General features: G+C 74.7%; 18 protein-coding genes. 10 read left to right on the top strand and 8 right to left on the bottom strand.

The window, feature by feature from the left end; genetic code table 11:
* Positions 1–273: 273 nt before the first annotated feature.
* Complete coding sequence (locus A0J59_RS13145) at positions 274–1,635, bottom strand: enolase C-terminal domain-like protein (RefSeq protein WP_082919018.1); 1,362 nt, start codon at positions 1,633–1,635, stop codon at positions 274–276.
* Positions 1,636–1,807: 172 nt separating this feature from the next.
* Between A0J59_RS13145 and A0J59_RS13150 the strand changes: the two genes are divergently transcribed.
* The 9 genes from A0J59_RS13150 (at position 1,808) to A0J59_RS13190 (ending at position 15,305) form a co-directional block, all read left to right on the top strand.
* Positions 1,808–3,220 carry an ABC transporter substrate-binding protein gene (locus tag A0J59_RS13150; protein ID WP_197088844.1) on the top strand — a complete coding sequence of 471 codons (1,413 nt, stop codon included), beginning with the start codon at positions 1,808–1,810 and terminating at the stop codon, positions 3,218–3,220.
* Positions 3,217–4,197 carry a carbohydrate ABC transporter permease gene (locus tag A0J59_RS13155; RefSeq protein ID WP_197088843.1) on the top strand — a complete coding sequence of 327 codons (981 nt, stop codon included), beginning with the start codon at positions 3,217–3,219 and terminating at the stop codon, positions 4,195–4,197. Before A0J59_RS13150 ends, A0J59_RS13155 begins: the two co-directional genes overlap by 4 nt.
* On the top strand, positions 4,197–5,093 hold the full coding sequence (locus A0J59_RS13160; RefSeq protein WP_047234192.1) for a carbohydrate ABC transporter permease: 897 nt from the start codon (positions 4,197–4,199) through the stop codon (positions 5,091–5,093). Before A0J59_RS13155 ends, A0J59_RS13160 begins: the two co-directional genes overlap by 1 nt.
* A 61-nt stretch (positions 5,094–5,154) precedes the next feature.
* Positions 5,155–6,120, top strand: a complete 966-nt coding sequence (locus A0J59_RS13165; protein WP_064316397.1) for an NAD(P)-dependent oxidoreductase — start codon at positions 5,155–5,157, stop codon at positions 6,118–6,120.
* Positions 6,121–6,169: 49 nt separating this feature from the next.
* Entirely contained in the window at positions 6,170–10,417 is a 4,248-nt protein-coding gene (locus A0J59_RS13170; protein WP_220084480.1) for a glycosyl hydrolase family 28-related protein, read from the top strand.
* Between the two features lie 112 nt (positions 10,418–10,529).
* Positions 10,530–11,543, top strand: a complete 1,014-nt coding sequence (locus A0J59_RS13175; protein WP_082919019.1) for an aldose 1-epimerase family protein — start codon at positions 10,530–10,532, stop codon at positions 11,541–11,543.
* A 103-nt stretch (positions 11,544–11,646) separates the two neighbouring features.
* Positions 11,647–12,387, top strand: coding sequence for a ThuA domain-containing protein (locus A0J59_RS13180; RefSeq protein WP_064316399.1), 741 nt, complete (start codon positions 11,647–11,649; stop codon positions 12,385–12,387).
* Complete coding sequence (locus A0J59_RS13185) at positions 12,384–13,532, top strand: Gfo/Idh/MocA family protein (protein WP_064316400.1); 1,149 nt, start codon at positions 12,384–12,386, stop codon at positions 13,530–13,532. The genes A0J59_RS13180 and A0J59_RS13185 overlap by 4 nt, the downstream gene beginning before the upstream one ends.
* 90 nt (positions 13,533–13,622) lie before the next feature.
* Positions 13,623–15,305 (top strand): hypothetical protein, encoded by a 1,683-nt coding sequence (locus A0J59_RS13190; RefSeq protein ID WP_064316401.1) that lies wholly within the window; start codon positions 13,623–13,625, stop codon positions 15,303–15,305.
* Between the two features lie 18 nt (positions 15,306–15,323).
* On the opposite strand, the gene A0J59_RS13195 is transcribed toward A0J59_RS13190, so the two are convergent.
* From A0J59_RS13195 to A0J59_RS13205, 3 genes are all read right to left on the bottom strand, one after another.
* A complete protein-coding gene (locus tag A0J59_RS13195) occupies positions 15,324–15,572 on the bottom strand; it encodes a hypothetical protein (protein ID WP_064316402.1) in 249 nt (82 codons plus the stop codon).
* 263 nt (positions 15,573–15,835) lie between these two features.
* On the bottom strand, positions 15,836–16,969 hold the full coding sequence (locus A0J59_RS13200; RefSeq protein WP_064316403.1) for an RDD family protein: 1,134 nt from the start codon (positions 16,967–16,969) through the stop codon (positions 15,836–15,838).
* A 69-nt stretch (positions 16,970–17,038) separates the two neighbouring features.
* Positions 17,039–18,277 carry an MFS transporter gene (locus A0J59_RS13205; protein ID WP_082919020.1) on the bottom strand — a complete coding sequence of 413 codons (1,239 nt, stop codon included), beginning with the start codon at positions 18,275–18,277 and terminating at the stop codon, positions 17,039–17,041.
* Positions 18,278–18,343: 66 nt separating this feature from the next.
* Here A0J59_RS13205 and A0J59_RS13210 point away from each other — a divergent pair, with 66 nt between their 5' ends.
* On the top strand, positions 18,344–18,769 hold the full coding sequence (locus tag A0J59_RS13210) for a MerR family transcriptional regulator (protein ID WP_047231709.1): 426 nt from the start codon (positions 18,344–18,346) through the stop codon (positions 18,767–18,769).
* A 4-nt stretch (positions 18,770–18,773) separates the two neighbouring features.
* Here A0J59_RS13210 and A0J59_RS13215 read toward each other — a convergent pair whose 3' ends face one another.
* From A0J59_RS13215 to A0J59_RS13225, 4 genes are all read right to left on the bottom strand, one after another.
* Positions 18,774–19,109, bottom strand: coding sequence for a YnfA family protein (locus tag A0J59_RS13215; protein WP_047231710.1), 336 nt, complete (start codon positions 19,107–19,109; stop codon positions 18,774–18,776).
* 80 nt (positions 19,110–19,189) lie between these two features.
* Entirely contained in the window at positions 19,190–19,408 is a 219-nt protein-coding gene (locus tag A0J59_RS22115) for a DUF2180 family protein (protein WP_082919021.1), read from the bottom strand.
* Between the two features lie 93 nt (positions 19,409–19,501).
* Positions 19,502–20,143: a sugar O-acetyltransferase gene (locus A0J59_RS13220; RefSeq protein ID WP_064316404.1), complete on the bottom strand. Its 642-nt coding sequence runs from the start codon at positions 20,141–20,143 to the stop codon at positions 19,502–19,504.
* 116 nt (positions 20,144–20,259) lie between these two features.
* Complete coding sequence (locus A0J59_RS13225) at positions 20,260–20,985, bottom strand: HEAT repeat domain-containing protein (protein ID WP_064316405.1); 726 nt, start codon at positions 20,983–20,985, stop codon at positions 20,260–20,262.
* Positions 20,986–21,074 lie beyond the last annotated feature (89 nt).

Consider the following 21,074-nt stretch of genomic DNA (forward strand, 5'->3'; position numbering starts at 1 on the left):
GGCACCCGCACGACGGGAGGGGCGCACCATCACACCGCGGCGGGCACCGAGGCCCGCGTCGTTCCGGGACGAGTCACTGCTTCCCCTCAACGTTCGTCGTCGAACATCGGACAGTGGGGCTCAAGGTAGGGGCTCGCACCATATTGCACAACCCCGCAAAACAAAACGTCGAGCTCTCCCGCGGGCGCGACGCAGCGGCCAGAGCCCCGCGCTCGACGTGCGCCGGGCAGTCCGACGGGACCCGGCCTGCGGGCACCGGGTCCCGTCGTCGCGTCAGGCGCGGTGGGCGCTGCCGTCGGTGGCGCGCAGGAGCGCCCAGCGGTCGTGCTCCAGCGGGGCGCCGACGGGGTACTTCCGGGCCGCGGCCTCGTCGAAGTCGACGCCGAGCCCGGGGGCCTCGGGCGCGAGCAGGTGGCCGTCGGTCGGGACGGGGGCGCCGGGGAAGACCTCGAGCGTCGCGTCGCGGAAGGTCGCGGCCTCCTGGACGCCGAACGCGGGGGAGGAGATGTTGAGCGCCATGTTGGCCGCCATCCCGACGGGCGTGACGTCGCCCGGCCCGTGCGGCGCGGTGCGCACCCCGAACATCTCGCACACGGCGACGAGCTTGCGCGTGGGCGTGAGCCCGCCGAGCGTGGGGATGCGGAGGCGCGCGAAGTCGATCGACCGGCCCGCGACCAGCGGGAGGTAGGCGCGGGGGTCGTGGTAGAGCTCGCCGACCGCGAGCGGGGTGGTGCCGGCGGCGCGCAGCTCGGGGAAGTGGGCGGCGTCCTCCGGCGCGAGCGCGTCCTCGAGGAAGTACAGGTGGGCGTCCTCGACGGCGCGCACGAACTGCCGCGCCTCGGCGGGGGTCATGCGCTCGTGGGCGTCGTGCAACAGCTCGACGTCGGGACCGACGCGGTCGCGCACGTCGGCGAGGATGCCGGGCACGTGGCGCAGGTAGGCGAGCGTGTCCCAGCGGTCGGTGCGGGCCCGACGCCGCGCGGCCTCGGCCTCGTCGCGGGGTGCGGTGCCGTAGGTGTCGCGTCCGGGGACGGCGACCTGGACGCGCACGTGCCGGTAGCCGCGGTCGACGGCGGCGAGGACCTTCTCGGCGACCTCGGCGGCGTCGGCGCCGTCGACGTGCGTGTACGCGTCGGCGTAGGCGCGGGCCTTTCCGCCGAGGAGCTGGTGGACGGGGAGCCCGGCGACCTTGCCCTTGAGGTCCCAGAGCGCGACGTCGACCGCCGCGAGGGCGTTGTGCTCGATGGAGCCTCCGCGCCAGTAGCCGCTGTTGAGCAGCAGGCGGTGGAGGTCCTCGATGTCCGAGGGGTCGCGACCCACGAGCATCGGGCCGAGGTACTCGTCGATCACAGTGCGCGTCGCGAGGGGGCGCTGCGGGTCGCTGCCGTCGCCGAGCCCGTAGAGGCCGGGCTGGTTGGTCTCGACCCGCACCACGACGTACGGGCAGCCCTGCGGGCCCGTGAGGAACGTGCGCACCGCGGTGATCCGCAGGCCCTCGTCGCCGGTGCCCGAGCGCTCGGGCGTCCACGGCGCCGGGGCGAGGACCTCCCGGGCGGCCTCGCGGACGACCTCGGTCCCGACCTCGAGGAGGTCGGCTCCGGTGCCGTCCGTGCCGGGCTGCTGCGCTGCTGTCATCGGTGACCTCGTTCCGCGGGTTCGGGGGTGCGCGGGACGGTCCGCGCGACGGTGGACGGGGCCGGGACCACGGGGTGTCCGGTCGCCGTCGTTGACACTGTACATCGAATTGATTTATGTTTCCGGAACCGCGACGCTGCCCCGGCGTCGCCCGTGGACCGAGAGGCTTCCCGTGAACCGACACCGACGTCGTCCGTTCCCCGCCCGCATCACCGCGACCATCGCCACCTCCGCCCTGCTCGCCGGCGCGCTCGCCGCGTGCAGCGGGCCGGCCGGTGGCGGCGGCAACGGCGGCGGCTCCGGCGAGGGCGACCCCGACAGCCTGACCATGTGGACCTTCAAGCAGTCCCACGTCGAGCCTCTCCAGAACGCCGCGAAGACGTTCGAGGAGGAGACCGGGATCTCGGTCGACGTGCAGGCGTACACCCCCGACGACGCGTTCATCACCAAGGTCCAGGCGGCCGCGCAGACGGGCGACCTGCCCGACGTCATGGAGGTCCACACGCACGGCGACGACTTCACGTTCGGGGGCGCCGGGCTGCTCGAGGACCTGTCCGACGACGTCGACGACGACTGGAGCTCGCGCTTCCTGCCCGCCGTCGCGGAGGACGGGACCGTCACCCCGGCGTACTACGAGCAGTCGCTCGCCGAGGGCTCCAAGACCGCGGGGATCGAGGAGGGTCAGCGGTTCTCCGTGCCCTTCACGATCGGCACGTTCGGCATCGTCTACGCCAACAAGGAGCGCCTCGAGGCGGCCGGGGTCACCGAGGCCCCCACGACGTGGGAGGAGTTCGTCGCGGCGCTCGACGCCGTCAAGAAGACGAACCCCGACGACGGCGGCGTGAGCATCGGCTTCCAGTCGTCCACGACGGGCCTCGAGTGGCTCATGCAGCCGATGGCCTACGGCCAGCTCGGCAAGGACGACTTCGGCGCCCTGTTCGGCCAGGACCCGGCCAAGAACTTCGCGTCGCCCCACGGTGTCAAGGTGCTGGAGACGTACAACCAGATCCAGCCGTACTGGATGCCGGGCACGCAGTCGCTGACGATCGACGACGCGGACATCGCGTTCGCGCAGGGCAAGTCGACGTTCGACATCGGCGGCACCTTCACCCTCGCCTTCCTCGCCCAGAACGGGATGGACGCCGAGAACATCGTGACCTTCCCGGTCCCGGCTCCCGAGGGCGGCGCGATCGACGACCTCCAGCTCGCCCCGTTCGGCCTCACCGGCCTGTCGGTCTCCGCGACCACGGGCAACAAGGACGGCGCGCTCCAGTGGATCAAGTACCTGTCCGAGCAGGACGTGGCGGCCACGTTCGCGAAGGACGCGCTCGACGTCCCGCCCGTCGACCTCGGCGACGACCCGTCCTCGACCGTCGGCCCGGTCCTCGGCGCGATGATCGGCGCGTTCGGCGAGGGCGAGAACGCCTACAACCCCGGTGACACGTCGTACCGCCCCGCGGCGTACGACGCGGCCCAGGTGGGCGACGCCGTCATGGAGCTGACGCCGCTCGCGACGCAGGACGTCGCGACCGTCTCGACGACCGTGGCCACGCTCATCGACACGTTCTGGTCGCAGTCGAAGTGACCACCCCCGCGACGATCGCCGCCGACGCTCCCGCCCACGGGAGCGTCGGCGGCGGCCGGCGCCGCGGCCGGCAGAAGATGCGCTACCGCGGCAAGGAGGTGGCGTGGGGCTACGTCTTCATCGCTCCCGCGCTCCTGCTGTTCCTCGTCATGGGCGTGTACACGCTCTTCTTCGGCGCCCAGCTCTCGTTCGTGCGCTGGAACGGCCTCACGCCCACGTGGGAGTGGGTCGGGCTGAAGAACTACGCCGACCTGCTGTGGGCGAGCCCGATCTACGCCCCGGTCGTGCACCGCGCCGCGCTCAACACGCTCGTCGTGATGATCGCGGTGCCGATCCTCATCCTCGCGGTGGCGTTCCCGCTCGCGATCGTGCTCAACCAGGCGCGCCGGTTCGCCGGTGTCCTGCGCTCCGTCTACTTCGTCCCGTACGTCACGGCGGGCATCGCGGTCTACATGGCCTGGCAGTACGTGCTGGAGCCCAACGGCGCGATCAACCTCCTGCTGCGCGCGCTCGGCCTCGGCAGCCTCGCGCAGCCGCAGGGCTGGCTCGGCAACCCGTCCACGGCGCTGCCGACGCTCATCGTCATCATGGTCTGGTCCGGGGTCCCGGTCGCGATGCTCCTCTACCTGACGGGCCTCCAGTCGATCGACTCGTCGGTCCTCGAGGCGGCCCAGCTCGACGGTGCCGGGTGGTGGCGCACCAACTTCTCCGTGGTGCTGCCGCTCCTCAAGGGCACGACCGCCGTCATCATGCTGCTCAACGTGCGCGACGCGCTCCAGGGCTTCCAGATCTTCCTCATCATGACGAACGGCGGCCCGGCCGGTCGTACGAACGTCCTCGGCCTCGAGACGTACGACCTCGCGTTCCAGCAGCAGCTCGCCCCGACCCTCGGCCTCGCGAGCGCGCTCGGCTGGCTCCTGTTCTTCGCCGCGCTCGCCGTCGCGATCGTCAACCAGCGCGTCACGAGGGAGAAGTGATGACCACCGTCGCCGACCGCACGCAGCTCCCCGACGTGCCCGCCCTCACCCCGCGCCGTCGCGGCACCCCCGCCAAGGTGGTCGTCGCGCGCGTCGTGGTGGGCGTGCTCCTCGTCGGGTACGCCGTCGTGAGCCTGTACCCGTTCCTGTGGATGGTCTCGGCCGCGTTCAAGACGCAGCAGGAGATCGTCATGGGCGGGGGCAACCTCGTCCCCGCCGAGCCGACGCTCTCGACCCTGGTCGACACGTGGAGCCGGCTGCACTTCTTCGACTACTTCCTCAACAGCGTCAAGGTGACGGGCCTGACGACGCTCGGCGTCGTCGTCGTGTACTCGGCCGCGTCGTACGCGTTCGCGGTGCTGCGCTTCCCGGGGCGGCAGGCGTTCTTCCGCCTGTTCCTCGTGCTGCTGTTCGTGCCGGGCGTCGTGACGCTCCTGCCGATCGTGCTGCTCGAGAACCAGCTCGGGATCCTCGGCACGCACCTCGGCCTCATCCTGCCGTTCGTCAACGGCACCGCGCCGCTGTCGATCCTGCTGCTGACCAACGCGTTCCAGTCCGTGCCCGGGGAGCTGCGGGACGCCGCGCGGGTCGACGGCGCGGGCGAGCTGCGCATCTTCGCGCGCGTCTACGTGCCGCTCGCGCGACCCGCGATCATCACGATCGCGCTGCTCACCGCGATCCCCACGTGGAACGAGTACCTGCTGTCGCGGGTGTCGCTCAACGACCCGTCGACGTTCACGCTCCCCATCGCGCTCCAGCAGCTCCAGTCGTCGAACGTCGTCCAGTACAACCAGCTCATGGCGGGCGCGCTGATCGTCGTGATCCCGGTGATCATCCTCTTCCTCGCGACGCAGCGGTACTTCGTCAACGGCCTGGTGGGTGCCGTGAAGGGGTGACCCGGGGGCCTCTCGGCCCCGACCGCGCAGCACGCACCACCGCACAGATCGGAACCACGCCATGCACTCCACCACGTCCACCGACGCGCCCACCGGGCCCGCCCTCCTGCCCGGGGCCACGCTCCTCGTCACGGGGGCCGCCGGGGTCATCGGGCGGGTCGCCGTCCCGCGTCTCGCCGCCGCGGGGTACCGCGTCGTCGCCACCGACCGCGCGCCGTTCGACGCGCCGACGGCCGTCGCGAGCCTGGTCGGCGACACGCGCGACGCGACCTTCGTCGACGCCGCGCTCCGTGCGGGGCAGGGTCCGGACGCGCCCGCCGTCGACGGCGTCGTGCACCTCGCGGCGATCGCCTCGCCGGGCCAGGTGCCCGACGACGAGACGGTCGCCCAGAACGTGCAGGGCGCGTTCTGCGTGCTCGACGGCGCGGGCCGGGCGGGCGTGCGCGTCGCCGTCGCGGCGTCGTCGTTCTCGGCGTACGGGTACCCGTGGGCGGGCCGGCACCTCTCGCCCGCCTACGTCCCGGTCGACGAGGCGCAGGAGTCGGTCGCGGTGGACGCGTACGCGCTGTCGAAGCTCCTGTCCGAGCAGGTGGGGGAGTACGTCACGCGGCGCTACGGCCTGCCGACGACCATGCTGCGCATGCCGTTCGTCGGGTCGGGCGACCGGCTGCGCGAGTGGGTCGACCTCGCCCACCGCGACCCGGGCGCGATCCGGCAGGAGCTGTGGACGTGGCTCGACACGCGCGACGCGGTGGACGTGGTGCGCGCGATCCTCGCGTCGGGCGTCACCGGCCACCACGTCGTCAACGTCGCCGCGCCCGACACGACGAGCGACGTCCCCACGGCCGAGCTCCTCGAGCGCTTCCACCCGGGCTCCCGCGTGACGCGGCCCCTCGACGGGTTCGCGTCCGTCATCGACACGACCGCGGTGCGCGAGCTGTTCGGGTTCGTCCCGCGCCACGACTGGCGCACGGGCGACGCGCTCGACCCCACGAGCGAGGCGCCGGCCGAGGGGGTGAGCGCCTGACCCCCTGAGCACGCACGCGTCAGTCAGTCCGAGAACAAGGGTGTTGAGGATGAGCATGCATGCTGGAGCAGGACGGGTCGTCGCCACCGGCGCGGCCCTCGTCATGGCGGTGACGGGGCTCGTGGCCCCCGCCGTCGCGAGCCCGGTGGTCGACGTCGACCGCTACCCGGTCGGGGTGGGCGCCGACCTGTCGACGACCCCGCGCACGCACGGGATCGCGGTCGCGACCGCGCCGACGACCGGGGCGCAGGCGACGGGCGAGGAGGGTGGTCGCGCGTTCTGGCGCACCGACGCCGCGGCCGGCGCCGAGCGGATCGCGCTCGACGTCGCGGACGCGTACGTCGGGCGCCTCGCCGACGTGCCCGGGTACCTCGTGGTGGACCACCGTGCGGGCGAGCAGATGGTCGCGACCGCGGCCGACGGCTCGGTGCTCGGTGCGGGCGCGCCGGAGGCGGACGCCGACGGCGACGGCTGGACGTCGACCGTCGTCGCGCTCCCCGCCGGGGCGCTGGGACCGGGGACGGAAGCGGGCGGAGACCCCGAGGTGTCGCTCGCCGCGACCGACGGCGAGCTCTCCGTCGCGTCCGTGCGCGTCGTCGCGCAGGGCACGAGCGTGGACCTCGGCCCGACCGTCGCCGAGCGCGGGATCGCCGTGCGCGCGGGCGACGCGACGGCGGGTCTCGTCACGGGGACCGCGGACGGGCGCGGGTACTGGCAGACCGGCCGGGCGCAGGGCACCAACTTCGTCTACGCGAACGTCTCGGACGCGTACGCGCTCGACACGCGCGACCGCGTGCTCGTCGACGCGACCGTGCAGCAGGGCGGCGGCGACATGTTCCTCCAGTACGACTCGCCGGGCGACACGATCCCGCACATGTTCAAGCCGTCCCCGCGCCTCGCGCTCGGCACCGACGGCTCGTGGGTCTCGCGCTCGTGGCTGCTCGACGACGCGATCCTCACCAACCGCTCCAACGGCTCCGACTTCCGGCTCTCCGTCGAAGGGTCGCCGCAGGACGTGCGGATCGACTCGCTCGCGGTGACCGTCGTCCCGCGCGAGGTGGACCCCGCGATCGCGCTGCGACGGCTCGTCGAGCGGGCCGACGTCACGTACGCCGCCGCACGCGAGGGCGAGCGCGACGGCCAGTACCCGGCGGGCTCGCGCGCCGGGCTGCGCGCCGCGATCGACGCGGCCGACGCCGTCGCGCAGGACCCGGACGCGAACGGCGACGCGGTGGACGCCGCGACGACGGCCCTGGAGGACGCGCTCGAGGACTTCCTCGCGTCGCAGGTCACGACCGACCTCGCGCGCGGCAAGCCCGTGACCGTGAGCTCGGGCGGCCCCGCGGCGGCGGCGACGGACGGGGACCGGGGCACCGCGTGGACCTCCGCGCGCGACGGCGACGCCGAGTGGGTCCAGGTCGACCTGGGCGCCGTCACCAAGATCGACGAGGTGCTCGTGCGCTGGACGCCGGACTACGCGCACGTCTACCGCGTGGAGGTGTCGACGGACGGCACGACCTACGACGAGGTCGCGAGCGCCGGCGCGATCGACGCGACGGGGGTGCGCACCCGGTTCGAGCCGGTCGACGCCCGCTACGTGCGCCTCGCGCTCGACGAGCGGGCGACGCAGCGCGCGACGTTCGCGCTGACGGACCTCGAGGTGCGCCGGGCCCCGGCCGTCCCGGTCGACCCCCGCCTCGTCGAGACCGTGTTCCCGACGGAGGACGTCGTGGTCGCGGACCAGGTGGTCACGGACTTCGGCGCCGACCCCACGGGCGAGGCGGACTCCACCGCGGCGATCCAGGCGGCGCTGTACGCGTGCCAGGACGCGACGGGCGGCACGGTGTGGCTCCCCGCGGGCACGTACCGCGTCACGGGCACGCTCGAGGTGCTCCCGCACTGCACGCTGCGCGGCGACCACCCCGACCGCGCGGTCTCGCCCGACGCCGACCCTCTCGACGGGACGGTCGTCGTCGCGGACCTGCCGTCGGGCGACGACGGACCCAGCCTGTTCCGCGTGGGCGGGAACGCCGGCGTCGTCGGCGTCACGACGTACTACCCCGGCCAGGACGCGGCGGACCCCGTGCCCTACGGCTTCACGGTCGAGCTCCCGGGCCGCGCGTGGCAGGGCGAGCAGAACTACATGATGAGCAGCGTCGAGCACGTGACGATGCTCAACTCGTACCGCGGCATCGGGATCTCCACGATGGCGCACGACCGCGGCGAGGGCGGTCCGGGCTCGCAGGTGCACGAGATCGCGAACGTGCGCGACGTCGTCGGGACCGCGCTCCTCGAGGGCGTCGTCGCCTACAACGGCGCCGACGTCGGGACGTGGCAGGACGTGACGTTCGACAACGGCGTCTGGGCCGGTGCGGGCGCCGCGTACGACGCGCCGGAGCGTGCGGTCCTCGACGCGTGGACGCGCGAGCACGGCACGGGCCTGGTGCTCGGCGACCTGGAGTGGGACGAGTTCTCCGGGATCACGGTCGCGGACTACGCGGTCGGCATCCGCATCGTCAAGGGTCAGCGCGCGAGCTTCACCGGCTCCTTCCTCGACACCGAGGTGCGCCGCACGGACGTCGCCGTCCAGGTCGAGGTCTCCGACGACCGCTGGGGCACCGCCTTCGCGGGCGGCACCCTGGAGGGCTCCGAGGCCGCGGTCCGCAACACGTCGGGCGGCTACGTCAAGCTCACGGGCACCGACGTGGACGGCGCCCTGGAGGGCACCGTGCACGTGCTCGACGGCCCGGCCGACGGGGTCCCCGCGACCCCGGGGACGGTCCTCGCGCCGCGTCCGGCCGAGCGGCTCGTCGACGTGACGAAGACCCCGTACGACGTGCCCCGCACGCCGGGCCGGATCTCCGACGTCGACGTGACGGCGGCGATCCAGGCGGCGCTCGACGACACCGCGGCCGCGGGCGGCGGCGTCGTGTACCTGCCCGCGGGCTGGTACACCGTGCGGGGCCACCTCACGGTCCCCGCGGGCGTGGAGCTGCGCGGCTCCGCGGGCGTCGCGAACCGCGACTCGCTCGAGCTGAGCGGCGGCACCGTGCTCCTCGCGTACGAGGGCGGCGTGGCGCCGGCGGCGCCGGGCGAGCCCGACCCGTCGGTCGACGAGACGGCGTTCGTCACCCTCGCGGGCGAGGACGCGGGCCTGCGCGGGCTGCGCGTCTTCCACCCCGAGAACAACCCGGCCGGCCCGGACGGCGTCCGGTCCTACCCGTTCGCCGTGCGCGGCGACGCGCCGGGGGCCTACGTCGTGAACGTCGGCCTGACGAACGCGTGGAACGCGATCGACCTCACCGCCGCGGCGGACGGGTTCCTCGTGCGGCGCGCGGTCGGCCTCTTCCTCTCCGAGGGCGTGCGCGTCGGCGCCAACGCGGGCGGCACGGTCGAGAACGTGCTGTCCAACGGCAACGTCATCACGCGCCTCGCGTACGGGCTGCCGGGCTGGGTCGAGGGGGCCGACCTGTTCGGCCAGGTCATCGACCCGGTCGCGCGCGAGCGCGAGGTCCTCGTGCGGGCGACCGGGTCGCAGGACCTCACGGTGCTCAACACGTTCGCGTACGGCACGCACGACGGCATCGTCGCGAGCGAGGGTGCCACGGTCCGGGCGTTCAACCTCGGGACGGACAACCTCGGCCCGGGCGGGCACACCGTCGACGCGGACGCGTCGAGCACGGTGAGCGTCGTCAACCTCATGCGGTTCAACGGCACCACGAGCCGTGGCCCGGTGACGATCGTCAACCCCCTCGCCATCCACATGGCGACGTCGGCGCTGGGCGTCGCGGCGGACGCCGCGGAGGGTGCCGCCGGGACCGTGCGCGTCGAGGGCAACGAGGCGGAGCCGGGCCGGTACGAGACGGGGAGCGCGGTGGCCGTGGTCGCCGAGCCCGCCGACGGGTCGGCGTTCGCCGGCTGGCGCGACGCCTCCGGCGCCGTGGTCTCCCGCGACGCGCGATACGCGTTCGCGCTCGCGGCCGACACGTCGCTCACGGCCACGTTCGTCGTCGCCCCGACGACGGACGTCGAGGTCGAGGCGACCGGGCGGTGCCTCGCGGGCCGCGCGTACGTCGCGGTCCGCGCCCGCAACGGGGGCGACGACCCCGTGACGGTGCGCCTCGCGACGCCGTTCGGGGAGCGCACGGTCGACGACGTCGCCCCGGGGAAGAGCGCCTACCAGTCGTTCGCGACACGGGCGACGGCGGTCGAGGCGGGCGCGGCGCAGGTCACCGTCACCGCGGACGGCGGCGACGTCGTCCTCACGGCGCCGTACGACGCCGTGCGCTGCGGCTGACGCATCCCGGCCGCGCACCCGCGCGGCCGGCACGACGGCGGGGTCCGGGGCGACCCGGACCCCGCCGCGCACGGACGGGCCCGCAGGGGGCCCGCAGGAGAGGACGCAGGACATGACGGCAGCGGGCGACGAACCCGGGACGATCCACGGGGCGGACCCCGGCGAGGTCCGGCGGCGCGCCGGGTGGCTCGGCCAGGTCGCGCGCGTCGAGCAGCTCGTCGACGCCGACGGCCCGGCCCGCGGGGCGCGCCGCGTGCGCGTCGTGACGGGCGGCGGGCTGGAGCTCGACGTGCTGCCCGACCGCGCGCTCGACCTCGGCCAGGTCACGGTGCACGGCGTCCCGCTCGCGTGGATGGCCCCCGCGGGGCTCGCCGCGCCCGGGCTCTACCAGGGCGACGACTTCGGCACGACGTTCGGTGGCGGGCTGCTCGTCACGTGCGGCCTCGACCACGTCGGGTCGCCCACGGTGGACGACGGGCGACGGTTCCCGCAGCACGGCCGGCTCACCGCGGTCCCGGCGAGCGTGGAGCGCGCCGCCGTCGTGGGGGACGAGGTCGTCGTCGAGGGGGTCGTCCGCCAGGCGTCGCTCCACGAGGAGCACCTCGTGCTCCGGCGCCGGGTCCGCGCGGGCCTGGGGACGACGTCGGTCACCGTCGAGGACACCGTGACCAACGAGGGGTGGCGCCCCGAGCCGCACCTCGTGCTCTACCACGCGAACCTCGGGTGGCCGCTCGTCTCCGAGGCTGCGGAGCTCGACGTCTCGTCGCAGCACGTCGAGCCCGACGGGCCGGACGCCGTCGGCGACCCCTGGCGCGAGATCACCGCGCCCGCCGACGGCTACCGCCAGCGCGTGCACCGGCACGACCTCACGCCAGGGACCGGGCGCGCCGTCGTGACGAACCGCGAGCTGGGGCTGCGCCTGACCGTCTCGTTCCCGACCGCGACCCTGCCCGTGCTCTACCAGTGGAAGATGTTCGCCCCCGGGCAGAACGTCCTCGGGCTCGAGCCCATGAACGCCCCCGCGATCGGCGGCCGCGTCGCCGCGCGCGAGGCGGGCGTCCTGCCCGTCCTCGCGCCGGGCGGGTCCGTCTCCTACGCCGTGCGGTTCGACGTCGAGCGCGTCTGACCCTCTCGCCCGGACCGCACCGCGATCCCCCCGTGAACCAGCACGAACCGTCCGCCGACCCCACTGCCCGCGCCCCGCGCGAGACCGCCCAGGAGGCTGTCGCATGACCGACCGCACGTCCCCGCCCACCGCCCTCGTCGTCCGCGGCGGCTGGTCCGGGCACCGGCCCGAGGAGACGACCGACCTGTTCGTCCCCTTCCTCAGCGCGCAGGGGTACGTCGTGCGCGTCGAGCCGTCGCCCGCCGTGTACGCCGACGCGCGCACCATGGCGCAGGTCGACCTCGTGGTGCAGAGCGTGACCATGAGCGAGATCAGCGCCGAGCAGGTCGCCGGTCTCGTCACCGCCGTCGAGGCGGGCACGGGCCTCGCGGGCTGGCACGGCGGCATCGTCGACTCCTACCGCGCGAGCAGCGAGTACGCGCACCTCGTCGGCGGGCAGTTCGCCCACCACCCGCGCCGCACCGCCGGCCCCGGCACCCCGCTCGGGCCGCTGCGCGGCGACGAGACGGACAGCTTCGTCACGCACGCGGTGCGCGTCGTCCCGGAGCAGTCCCACCATCCCGTCGTGGCCGGGCTCGACGACTTCGAGATCACCACCGAGCAGTACTGGGTCCTCACCGACGACTACGACGACGTCCTCGCGACGACGACCGTCGAGGCCCGGCCCGAGGACCCCTGGCACGACGCGTCGACCTCGCCCGCCGTCTGGACGCGGCGGTGGGGCGCGGGCCGGGTGTTCGTGTGCACCGTCGGGCACCGGCCCGAGGACCTCGAGCACCCGACCGTCCGCACGATGGTCGAGCGAGGGATGCTCTGGGCGAGCCGGCGGGAGCACGCGCTGTGACCGCCGAGGCGCGGACGCTCGAGGTCTCCGTCGGCGCGACCGGTCGTGGGGCGGGCGTCGGGATCGTGGGCTGCGGCGCGATCAGCGGCCAGTACCTCGAGACGCTGCCCCGGCTCGACGGTCTGCGGCTCGTCGCCGTCGCCGACCTCGACCCGGGTCGCGCGGCAGCCGTCGCGGCCGAGCACGGCGTGCGGGCCCTCACCGTGGACGCGCTCGTGCGCGACCCCGAGGTCGACGTCGTCCTCAACCTCACCACGCCCGCCGCGCACGAGGAGGTGGCGCTCGCGGCGGTCGCGGCCGGCAAGGACGTGTACGGCGAGAAGCCGCTCGCCGCGGACCGGGCCGCCGCCTCGCGGGTCCTCGCCGCGGCCGACGCCGCGGGCGTGCGCGTCGGGTGCGCGCCGGACACCGTGCTGGGCACGGGCATCCAGACCGCACGACGCGCGGTCGACGACGGCCTGCTCGGCACGCCCGTCGCGGCGACGGCGACGATGGTCACCGCGGGCCACGAGCGCTGGCACCCGCACCCCGACTTCTACTACCTCCCGGGCGGCGGACCCCTGCTCGACATGGGCCCGTACTACGTCACCGCGCTCGTGCACCTGCTCGGCCCGGTGGCCTCCGTGGTCGGCGCGTCGAGCCGGGCGCGCGCCACGCGCACGATCGGCTCGGGTCCGCGCGCGGGCGAGGAGATCCCAGTCGACGTGGACACGCACGTGACGGGCGTCCTCACGCACGCGTCGGGCGCGCTCTCGACCCTCGTCATGAGCTTCGACGCGCCCGCGAGCCAGGCGCCGCCGATCGAGGTGCACGGCACGCTGGCCTCGCTCCAGGTGCCCGACCCGAACGGGTTCGACGGCGTCGTCCGGCTCCGGGGCGTCGCCGAGGGCGCTGCCGACGCATGGCGCGAGCTTCCCGTGAGCGCGGGGTTCCCCGGCGCCGGGCGCGGGTACGGCCTCGCGGACCTCGTCGCCACGCCCGACGGCGTCGAGCCGCGCGCGAGCGGTCGGCTCGCCCAGCACGTGCTCGACGTCATGGAGTCGTTGCTCGACGCCGCGCGCACGGGGGCGCGCGTGGAGGTCGGCGCTGCCGCCGACCGCCCGCGTGCCGTCCCGCTCACGACCGTCCCCGGCGAGAGGGGGTAGCTCGCCGACGCTCTGCACGAGACGTGACCGACCGTGCCGGCGGCGACGACGACGTCGCGCCGGCGCCCCCAGAGAAACGGACTTGAGCACATGAGCTTCACCCGACGTTCCTTCCTCGGCCTGACGGCCGCCGCCGCGGCGACCGCCGCCGTCGGCACCTCCGCCTCCGCCTCCGGCCCGGCCGCAGCCGCCCTCCCGGGCGCCGCCGTCGCGGTGAGCCCGCCCGGAGACGTCGTCGGCAAGATCACCGCCGGCTACCAGGGCTGGTTCGCGTGCCGGGGCGACGGCGCCCCCATCGACGCGTGGTGGCACTGGGCCCGCCAGGCCGACCAGGCGCCGTCGACCACCAACACCGTCATCAAGTCGTGGCCCGACGTCCGCGAGTACACGACGACGTACCAGACCGCGTTCCCCGCGCTCGGCGACGGCCGCCCCGCGCGCCTCTTCTCGTCGTACGACCAGCAGACGGTCGACACGCACCTGCGGTGGATGGCCGAGAACGGTATCCACACGGCCGCGCTCCAGCGCTTCAACCCGTTCGGCGGCGAGGGCCCGACGCGCGACGTCATGGCGAGCCGCACCCGCACGGCCGCCGAGCGCGCGGGCGTCAAGTTCTACGTCATGTACGACGTGAGCGACTGGTACGCGATGCGGAACGAGATCACGCAGGACTGGACGACGAAGATGTCGGCCCACGTCTCCTCGCCCGCGTACGCGCGGCAGAACGGCAAACCCATGGTGGGCATCTGGGGCTTCGGGTTCGACGATGCCCAGCGTCCGTTCACGCCGCAGGAGTGCCAGGAGGTCGTCGACTGGTTCAAGGCGCAGGGGTGCTACGTCATGGGCGGCGTGCCGACGTGGTGGCGCGAGGGGACCGGAGACTCGCGCCCCGGGTTCGGGGGCGTGTACCGGTCGTTCGACATGATCTCGCCGTGGCTCGTCGGCCGGATCGGGAACGTCGCGGGCGCGGACGACTTCTACCAGCGCGCCACGGTGCCCGACCTCGCGGAGTGCGTGCGCCTCGGCATCGACTACCAGCCGTGCGTCCTGCCCGGCGACCTCCAGGAGGGCCAGCGCGCGCACGGCGACTTCATGTGGCGCCAGTTCTACAACCACGCGCGGGCGGGCGTCGCGAGCGCCTACGTCTCCATGTTCGACGAGTACAACGAGGGCAACCAGATCGCGAAGACGGCCGCGACGGCGGCGGACGTGCCGGCAGGCTCGGGCATGCGCGCCCTCGACGAGGACGGCACGGCCTGCTCCTCGGACTACTACCTGCGCCTCACGAACGACGGCGGTCGCCTGCTGCGCGGTGAGATCGCGCTCACGGCCGTGCGCCCGACGCCGCCCGTCGCCGGCGGCGGGCCGGGGCCCGTGACCGGGCTGGTCACCCTCCGGGCACGCGCGAACGGGCAGTACGTCCAGGCCCGGCAGACCGACGGCGGCACGCTCGTCGCGGCCGGACCGACCGCCGGCTCGTGGGAACGGTTCCGGCTCGAGGAGCTGGGCGGCGGGGTCGTGGCGCTGCGTGCCGACGTCGACGGTCGCTACGTGTGCGCCGAGGGCGCTGGGGCGCAGCCGCTCGTCGCGAACCGCGCCGCCGTGGGCGCGTGGGAACGGTTCCGGCTGGAGGACCTCGGCGGCGGGGCGGTCGCGCTGCGCGCCGAGGTCAACGGCCGCTACGTGTGCGCCGAGGGCGCGGGCGCGCAGCCGCTCGTCGCGGACCGGACCGCCGTCGGGCCGTGGGAGACGTTCGACCTCGTCCGGCTCTGACCGCGTCCCCCGGCTCGATCACCAGCCGTTGGCGCTGCGCCGGATGACGTCGCGCCGCAGGTCCAGCAGCGCGGCGCGGGCGCGGCGGCGACGGTCGGCCGGGTCCACGGTGAGCTCGTCGCCGGGGTTCGCCCGGCGCTGCGGCTCGTCGCGCGAGCCGCGGTCCAGGGACACGCCGTGGTCGACCGGGCGACGCGCGGCCGCCGTGGACGTCGCGGTGGAGGTCGTGGTCGACGGGGCGGAGAAGAGCGGGCGGTTGTCGGGCACGGGGGCCTCCTCGGGTCGCGGTCGCGCTGTGCGGCCGCGAGGTCGGGACGGATGCTGGTGCGCCGGGCTCGGGGCCCGGCGCACCCCCATCGTGCGACCGCGACGTTTCCCCCGGTCGTCCGAGGCGTTTCGGTCGTGTTGCAGCCGATTCGCCGCCCGATGAGACGCCCGCCCGGCGCCGAACACGAGGTTGCTGTCGTTCTCGGGCCCATAACGCCAGCAACCTCGTGCTCGACGCCGCGCGATGTCGTGCTCGGGGACGTTCAGGACGGGCCGCGGCCTCCGCACGAGGCGACGGTCTCGTCCTCGACGACGACCGAGGCCTCCCAGTGCCACGCCGCCGGGAGCGCCGCGACGGTCGCCGCCGGGACGTGGACCGTGTCGAGCCCCGAGCCGGCGGGCGTGGGCGGGACGACCTCCCACTCGCTGCCGCCGTCCGCGTGCTGCTCGACCCGGAACGGCGACTCGAACGTGCCGAGGTCGTCGCCCTGCCAGGTCTCGAGACGCAGGACGAGCGCGGCGTCGAGGGGCTGGTCGAGCGTGGCGTCCAGGTCGAGGTCGACCGCGAAGGACGCGTCGAGGCCCGTCTCGTCGCCGGCCTCGTCGGGGAGCGGGCTCGTCCGGGTCACGCCCCACCGGCTCTCGGTACCCGGCATCGACCAGCTGACGAGCTGCACGTCGCCGACGGTCAGCGGGGACTCGTCCGACACCTCCGGTGTGCACGTCGCCGTCCACACGTCGCCGCCGGTGTACGACGCCGGGCCGACGACGAAGACGGCGCTCCCCACGGACACGACCGCCGCCGCGGCGGTGACGGTGCGCGACGGCGTCGGGCCGCCCAGGCCGGTCCCCGGGCCGAGGAACGGCACGGGCGGGCGGACCTGCCGCAGCACGACCGTGCTGCACACCGAGTCGGCGAACGTCCGGCGCTGCGCGTGCCACAGCGGGCGGAGGAAGCCGATGTACAGGATCGCGTCGAGGAGGTGGGCCAGGTGGCGCAGGACGGTGCGGATCAGTCCGGCGGGTCGCCCGGTCGTGTCGTGCACGACGACGATCCCCACCGTCCGCTTGCCGGGCGTCGCTCCGGTCCAGCCCTGGAGGGCGAAGAGCGCGGCCGCGGTGCCGAGAGCCCACCAGGTGCCGCCGGGGACCACGGTGCTCGTGGTCACGCCGAAGCTGATCGCCGGGAGCCAGGCCACCTCGTAGGCGGGCCCGACCGCGAGGAACAGCACCGTCGCGACGATCGCCGTGTCGAGCAGCGACGCGACGACGCGGCGGGACCAGCTCGCGTACTCCTCGCGCGTCGGCTCCGGACCGAGTCCGGGGAGGGCGGGCTCGAGGTCTCCGGCTCCGACGTCGTGCGTCGGCCCCCTGCCGGTCGGGGCGTCGATGGCCACGCGCCGATCCTGGCAGAGACCCGGCCCGGCGGGAAGCCCGCACGGGCTCCCGCCGAGCGGCGGAGCGCGTCAGCGGAAGGAGTGCCGCCGGCCCGCGACGACGGTCGCCAGGACCGGGACCATGAGGGCGAGCGAGACCCACGGCAGGCCCGCCGGGCCGGCGACGGCGAGCGCCGCGCCGCCGACCGCCCCGCCCAGCGCGACGGACGTGTTCCACACGGTGACGAGCGCGGACTGCGCGACGTCGGCGCCGTCGCCCGCGGCCCGGGCCGCGGCGGTCGTGTAGAGCGTGCCGGCCCCGCCGAACGCGAAGCCCCAGGCGGCGACGGCGACCACGACGACGACCGTCGACGTCGGCGCGAGGCCGAGCACGAGCATCGCGAGGGCGAAGACCACGACCGAGCCCAGGGTGAGGGCGCGCAGGCGACGGTCGATGAGCGCACCGACGAGCACGAGCGCGGCGGCGGACGCCGCGCCGAGGACGAGCAGCAGCACGCTGGTGCGCGAGCCCTGGCCGAGGTGCGCGAGGTGGATCGCGACGTAGGTGTACAGCGACGTGTTGGCGAGCACGTTGAGCCCGGTCACCAGCAGCACGGGCCGCAGCCCGGGGCGGGGGAGCACCACGCGGATCGCCAGCTGGGCGCCGCGCGGGGTGCCCGCCGCGGCGGGGACGCCGAGCCGGACCCAGGCGAGCAGGCCGAGGCCCACGAGCGAGAGGACGCCGAACGTCCACCGCCACCCGACGGCGGCGCCGAGCACCGCACCCGCGGGCACGCCGAGCGTGAGGGCGAGCGGGCCGCCGGCCATGGCGATCGTCATCGCACGGCCGACGCGGTCCGCGGGCACGATCCGGCGCACGTACCCGGGCAGCAGCGCCCACGTCAGGCCCGCGACGAGCCCGGCGGCGAAGCGCGCGACGAGCGTCAGCGCGAACGACGACGACACCGCGGTGACGGTGTTCGCGACGACGAACCCCGCGACCGTCACGAGGAGCAGCGTGCGGCGGTCCCACCGCGCCGTGGCGCGCGTGAGCGGGATCGCGGCGACGATCGCGCCGACCGCGAACGCCGTGACGGTCTGCCCGGCGGCGCCGGCTCCGACGCCGAGGTCGGCGGCCATGGCGGGCAGCACGCCCGCGGGGAGGATCTCCGTGAGCAGGGTGAGGAACCCCGACGCCGCGAGCGCGAGGAGCGCGCCGACCGGCAGCGCGCCCGGGCTGCGGGCGCCGGAGGCGGGGCGAGGGGCGCCGGCCGACGCGGTGCCGGGGTCCGGGACGGTGGCGGTGGTGGGTGTGCTCGTCGTGGACATGGGGTTAGCATCGATGTCTGACATTGATGTGAAGGTCAAGCGCGACGACCAGGTGAGGTGGATCACGTGCGGATCGGCGAGCTGTCCCGGCGGACCGGGACCCCCACGCGGCTCCTGCGGTACTACGAGGAGCAGGGGCTGTTCACGCCCGAGCGGGCCGAGAACGGCTACCGCGAGTACGGCGAGCACCTGGTCGACCGCGTGCTCCAGATTCGCGGCCTCCTCGAGGTCGGCTTCACGACCAAGATCATCAAGGAGTTCCTGCCCTGCCTCGGCAACGCTCCCGAGATCCACCTGCACAACGCGTACCCGGACAAGATCGAGCTCCTCGAGACGGAGCTCGGCCGCCTGGAGGACCGCATCCGCATCCTCGAGAAGAACCGCGACGCCATCGCCGACTACCTCGAGCGCATCCGCCCGTTCGCCCAGCGCCCCGAGGACCGCCACCCGGCACGGTCCGTCGCGTCCGCACCGGCCGCCGTCGCCCGCTGACCGGCTACTCCGGGCGTGGCGCGTACATGATGACGGCGACGCCGGCGAGGCAGAGCAGCGCGCCGACGACGTCCCAGCGGTCCGGGCGGAAGCCGTCCACGACCATGCCCCACGCGAGCGACCCGGCGACGAACACCCCGCCGTAGGCGGCGAGGATGCGGCCGAAGCTCGCGTCGGGCTGGAGCGTCGCGACGACTCCGTAGAGCCCGAGCGCGACGACGCCCGCCCCGATCCACAGCCAGCCCCGGTGCTCGCGCAGCCCCTGCCACACGAGCCACGCCCCGCCGATCTCCAGCAGCGCGGCGAGCACGAACAGCGGGATCGAGCGTGCGAGGTCCATGCGCGCCAGCGTAGGCGGGCGTGCACGCACACCCGTGGGGTCCCCTGCCCTGTCGCGGCCGGTGCGGGCCGCGGTGGGTGCTACCGCCGGACCTGCTCCAGCGGCTCCGCGAGTCGCGTGCACTCGCTGCACCGCAGCCGTCGCGCCGTCTGCACCACGGGGTTCCCCACGGAGCTGGAGGGGATCTGGATCCGCACCTCTCGGGTGTGCTCCGCGCAGGTGGCTGCGCCGCACTCGCTGCACACGGCCGTCGCGACCCTTCCGTCGCGGGAGGTGGTTCCGCACTCTGCACACTGCATGAGTCCTGCTCTCCGCCGGCACCGGTGCCGGCTGTTCGGGTGAACGTGTCGTCGAGCGCCCCGGGGCGTCGTCGCCCCGGCGCGGGGGTGGCTTCAGCGGGCGGTGGTGTCCTCGGGGGCGGTCGTGATCGCGCGGACGGGTCGGCACGGGTTGCCCACCGCGACGACGCCCGCGGGGACGTCCCGCGTGACCACGGACCCCGCGCCGATGATGCTGTCGTCGCCGATCGTCACGCCGGGCGTGATGGTGACCGAGCCACCGATCCAGACGTTGCTCCCGATCGTGACGGGCTCGGGCCGCTCCCATCCCTCGCGGCGGCGGACGACGTCCTCGGCGTGGTTCGGCGTGTAGATCGAGCAGCGCGGCCCGATGAGGCAGTCGGGACCGATCGTGACGAGGCCTCCGCCGATGACCATGAAGTCGGCGTTGATGAAGGTCCGCGCGCCGATCAGCAGACGGTCGCCGTAGTCGATCGTCAGCGGCGGGCGGAAGTCGATCCCGTCCTCGGCGCCGGGGACGAGGCGGTGGAAGAGGCGGCGCGCCTCGTCGACGTCCTCGACGTACACGCTCCCGATCCGGGCGCACGTCGCGTGTGCGTCCCGGGTCAGCTCCTGGAGCGCCGGCGACGTGCGGTAGCGCAGCCAGCCGCCGGAGAGCAGGCTCCGGAGGTCCTCGTCCGTGGCGGCCAGCTCGGCCATCCTCGTCGTCGTCGTCGGCTCGGTCGTGCTGGTCATCGGACTCCTTCGTCGCGGATTAGTATTTCCGTTAAACATATAGGTCCCCGCGGCGCGACGCAAGACCTCTCGGCACAACCTCTGTGCCGGCGCCGGGGCGGCTCCCGGGCGCCCGGTCAGGCCGGGCGGTCGAGCACGCGGCGCAGGCGCGCCTTCTTCTCGTTCTCGCGGACGACCCACGCCACGTCCGGGTCCGACGACCCGCGCAGCGCCGCGAACCGCGGCACACCGGTGGCCGGGTCCCCGACGACGGCGACGCTCCAGCAGTACCCGAGGGCCTGGCGCAGCGTGCGCACGTCGGCGTCGCGGCGTGCGTCGGCGGGGAGCGCGCCGATCGAGGCGGTCGCGACCGCGCAGGCGTCCAGCGCGGCGGTCGCGGTCGCGGGGTCCCGGAGGAGGCGCGGCTCGCAGATCCCGGCGACCGCCGCGCGGCGGACCAGCGGGTCGGGGTCAGCCACCCACGACGACACGAGCGCGCGGAGCGTGGCGGGCTCGGCGTCGCCGATCCGCTGGAGCGCCATCGCGGCGGCCTCGCGGACGCGCCACGACCCGTCCGACGCGCGGGCACGCAGCCGGTCGGTCGGCGCCGCGCGCGCGTCGGCGGGGGCCTCGACGACGAGCCGGCCCAGCCCGCACGTCCCGCAGCACCGGAGGTACTCGTCGGGGTCGTCGGCCAGGGCGCGCACCAGGTCGGCGGGCGCGACGTCGGCGAACGCGCCCAGGAGCTCGAGGTTCGCGCGCGGGCCCGGCAGCCCCGACCCCGCGGTGAGGTGCGCGCGCACCGCACCCGGGTCGCCGTCGAGCGCGCGCAGCGCGGCCCGGTGCTCCTCTCGCACGGTCATGACGACCACGTTAGGGCGCGGTGCTCCCGCCCGACAGGGCCTTTCGGCCGGGGCTGTCGGGGTTACCGGGACGGCCGCGCCCGGCCGAG

The sequence above is a fragment of the Cellulosimicrobium sp. I38E genome, from assembly GCF_001647255.1.
GTDB classification, from domain to species: domain Bacteria; phylum Actinomycetota; class Actinomycetes; order Actinomycetales; family Cellulomonadaceae; genus Cellulosimicrobium; species Cellulosimicrobium cellulans_E.

Bases quoted from the DNA above. Each gene is read 5' to 3' on its own strand.
- A0J59_RS13145 (WP_082919018.1), bottom strand. From the start codon at position 1,635: ATGACAGCAGCGCAGCAGCCCGGCACGGACGGCACCGGAGCCGACCTC.
- A0J59_RS13160 (WP_047234192.1), top strand. From the start codon at position 4,197: ATGACCACCGTCGCCGACCGCACGCAGCTCCCCGACGTGCCCGCCCTC.
- A0J59_RS13165 (WP_064316397.1), top strand. From the start codon at position 5,155: ATGCACTCCACCACGTCCACCGACGCGCCCACCGGGCCCGCCCTCCTG.
- A0J59_RS13170 (WP_220084480.1), top strand. From the start codon at position 6,170: ATGAGCATGCATGCTGGAGCAGGACGGGTCGTCGCCACCGGCGCGGCC.
- A0J59_RS13175 (WP_082919019.1), top strand. From the start codon at position 10,530: ATGACGGCAGCGGGCGACGAACCCGGGACGATCCACGGGGCGGACCCC.
- A0J59_RS13180 (WP_064316399.1), top strand. From the start codon at position 11,647: ATGACCGACCGCACGTCCCCGCCCACCGCCCTCGTCGTCCGCGGCGGC.
- A0J59_RS13190 (WP_064316401.1), top strand. From the start codon at position 13,623: ATGAGCTTCACCCGACGTTCCTTCCTCGGCCTGACGGCCGCCGCCGCG.
- A0J59_RS13205 (WP_082919020.1), bottom strand. From the start codon at position 18,277: ATGTCCACGACGAGCACACCCACCACCGCCACCGTCCCGGACCCCGGC.
- A0J59_RS13215 (WP_047231710.1), bottom strand. From the start codon at position 19,109: ATGGACCTCGCACGCTCGATCCCGCTGTTCGTGCTCGCCGCGCTGCTG.
- A0J59_RS22115 (WP_082919021.1), bottom strand. From the start codon at position 19,408: ATGCAGTGTGCAGAGTGCGGAACCACCTCCCGCGACGGAAGGGTCGCG.
- A0J59_RS13220 (WP_064316404.1), bottom strand. From the start codon at position 20,143: ATGACCAGCACGACCGAGCCGACGACGACGACGAGGATGGCCGAGCTG.
- A0J59_RS13225 (WP_064316405.1), bottom strand. From the start codon at position 20,985: ATGACCGTGCGAGAGGAGCACCGGGCCGCGCTGCGCGCGCTCGACGGC.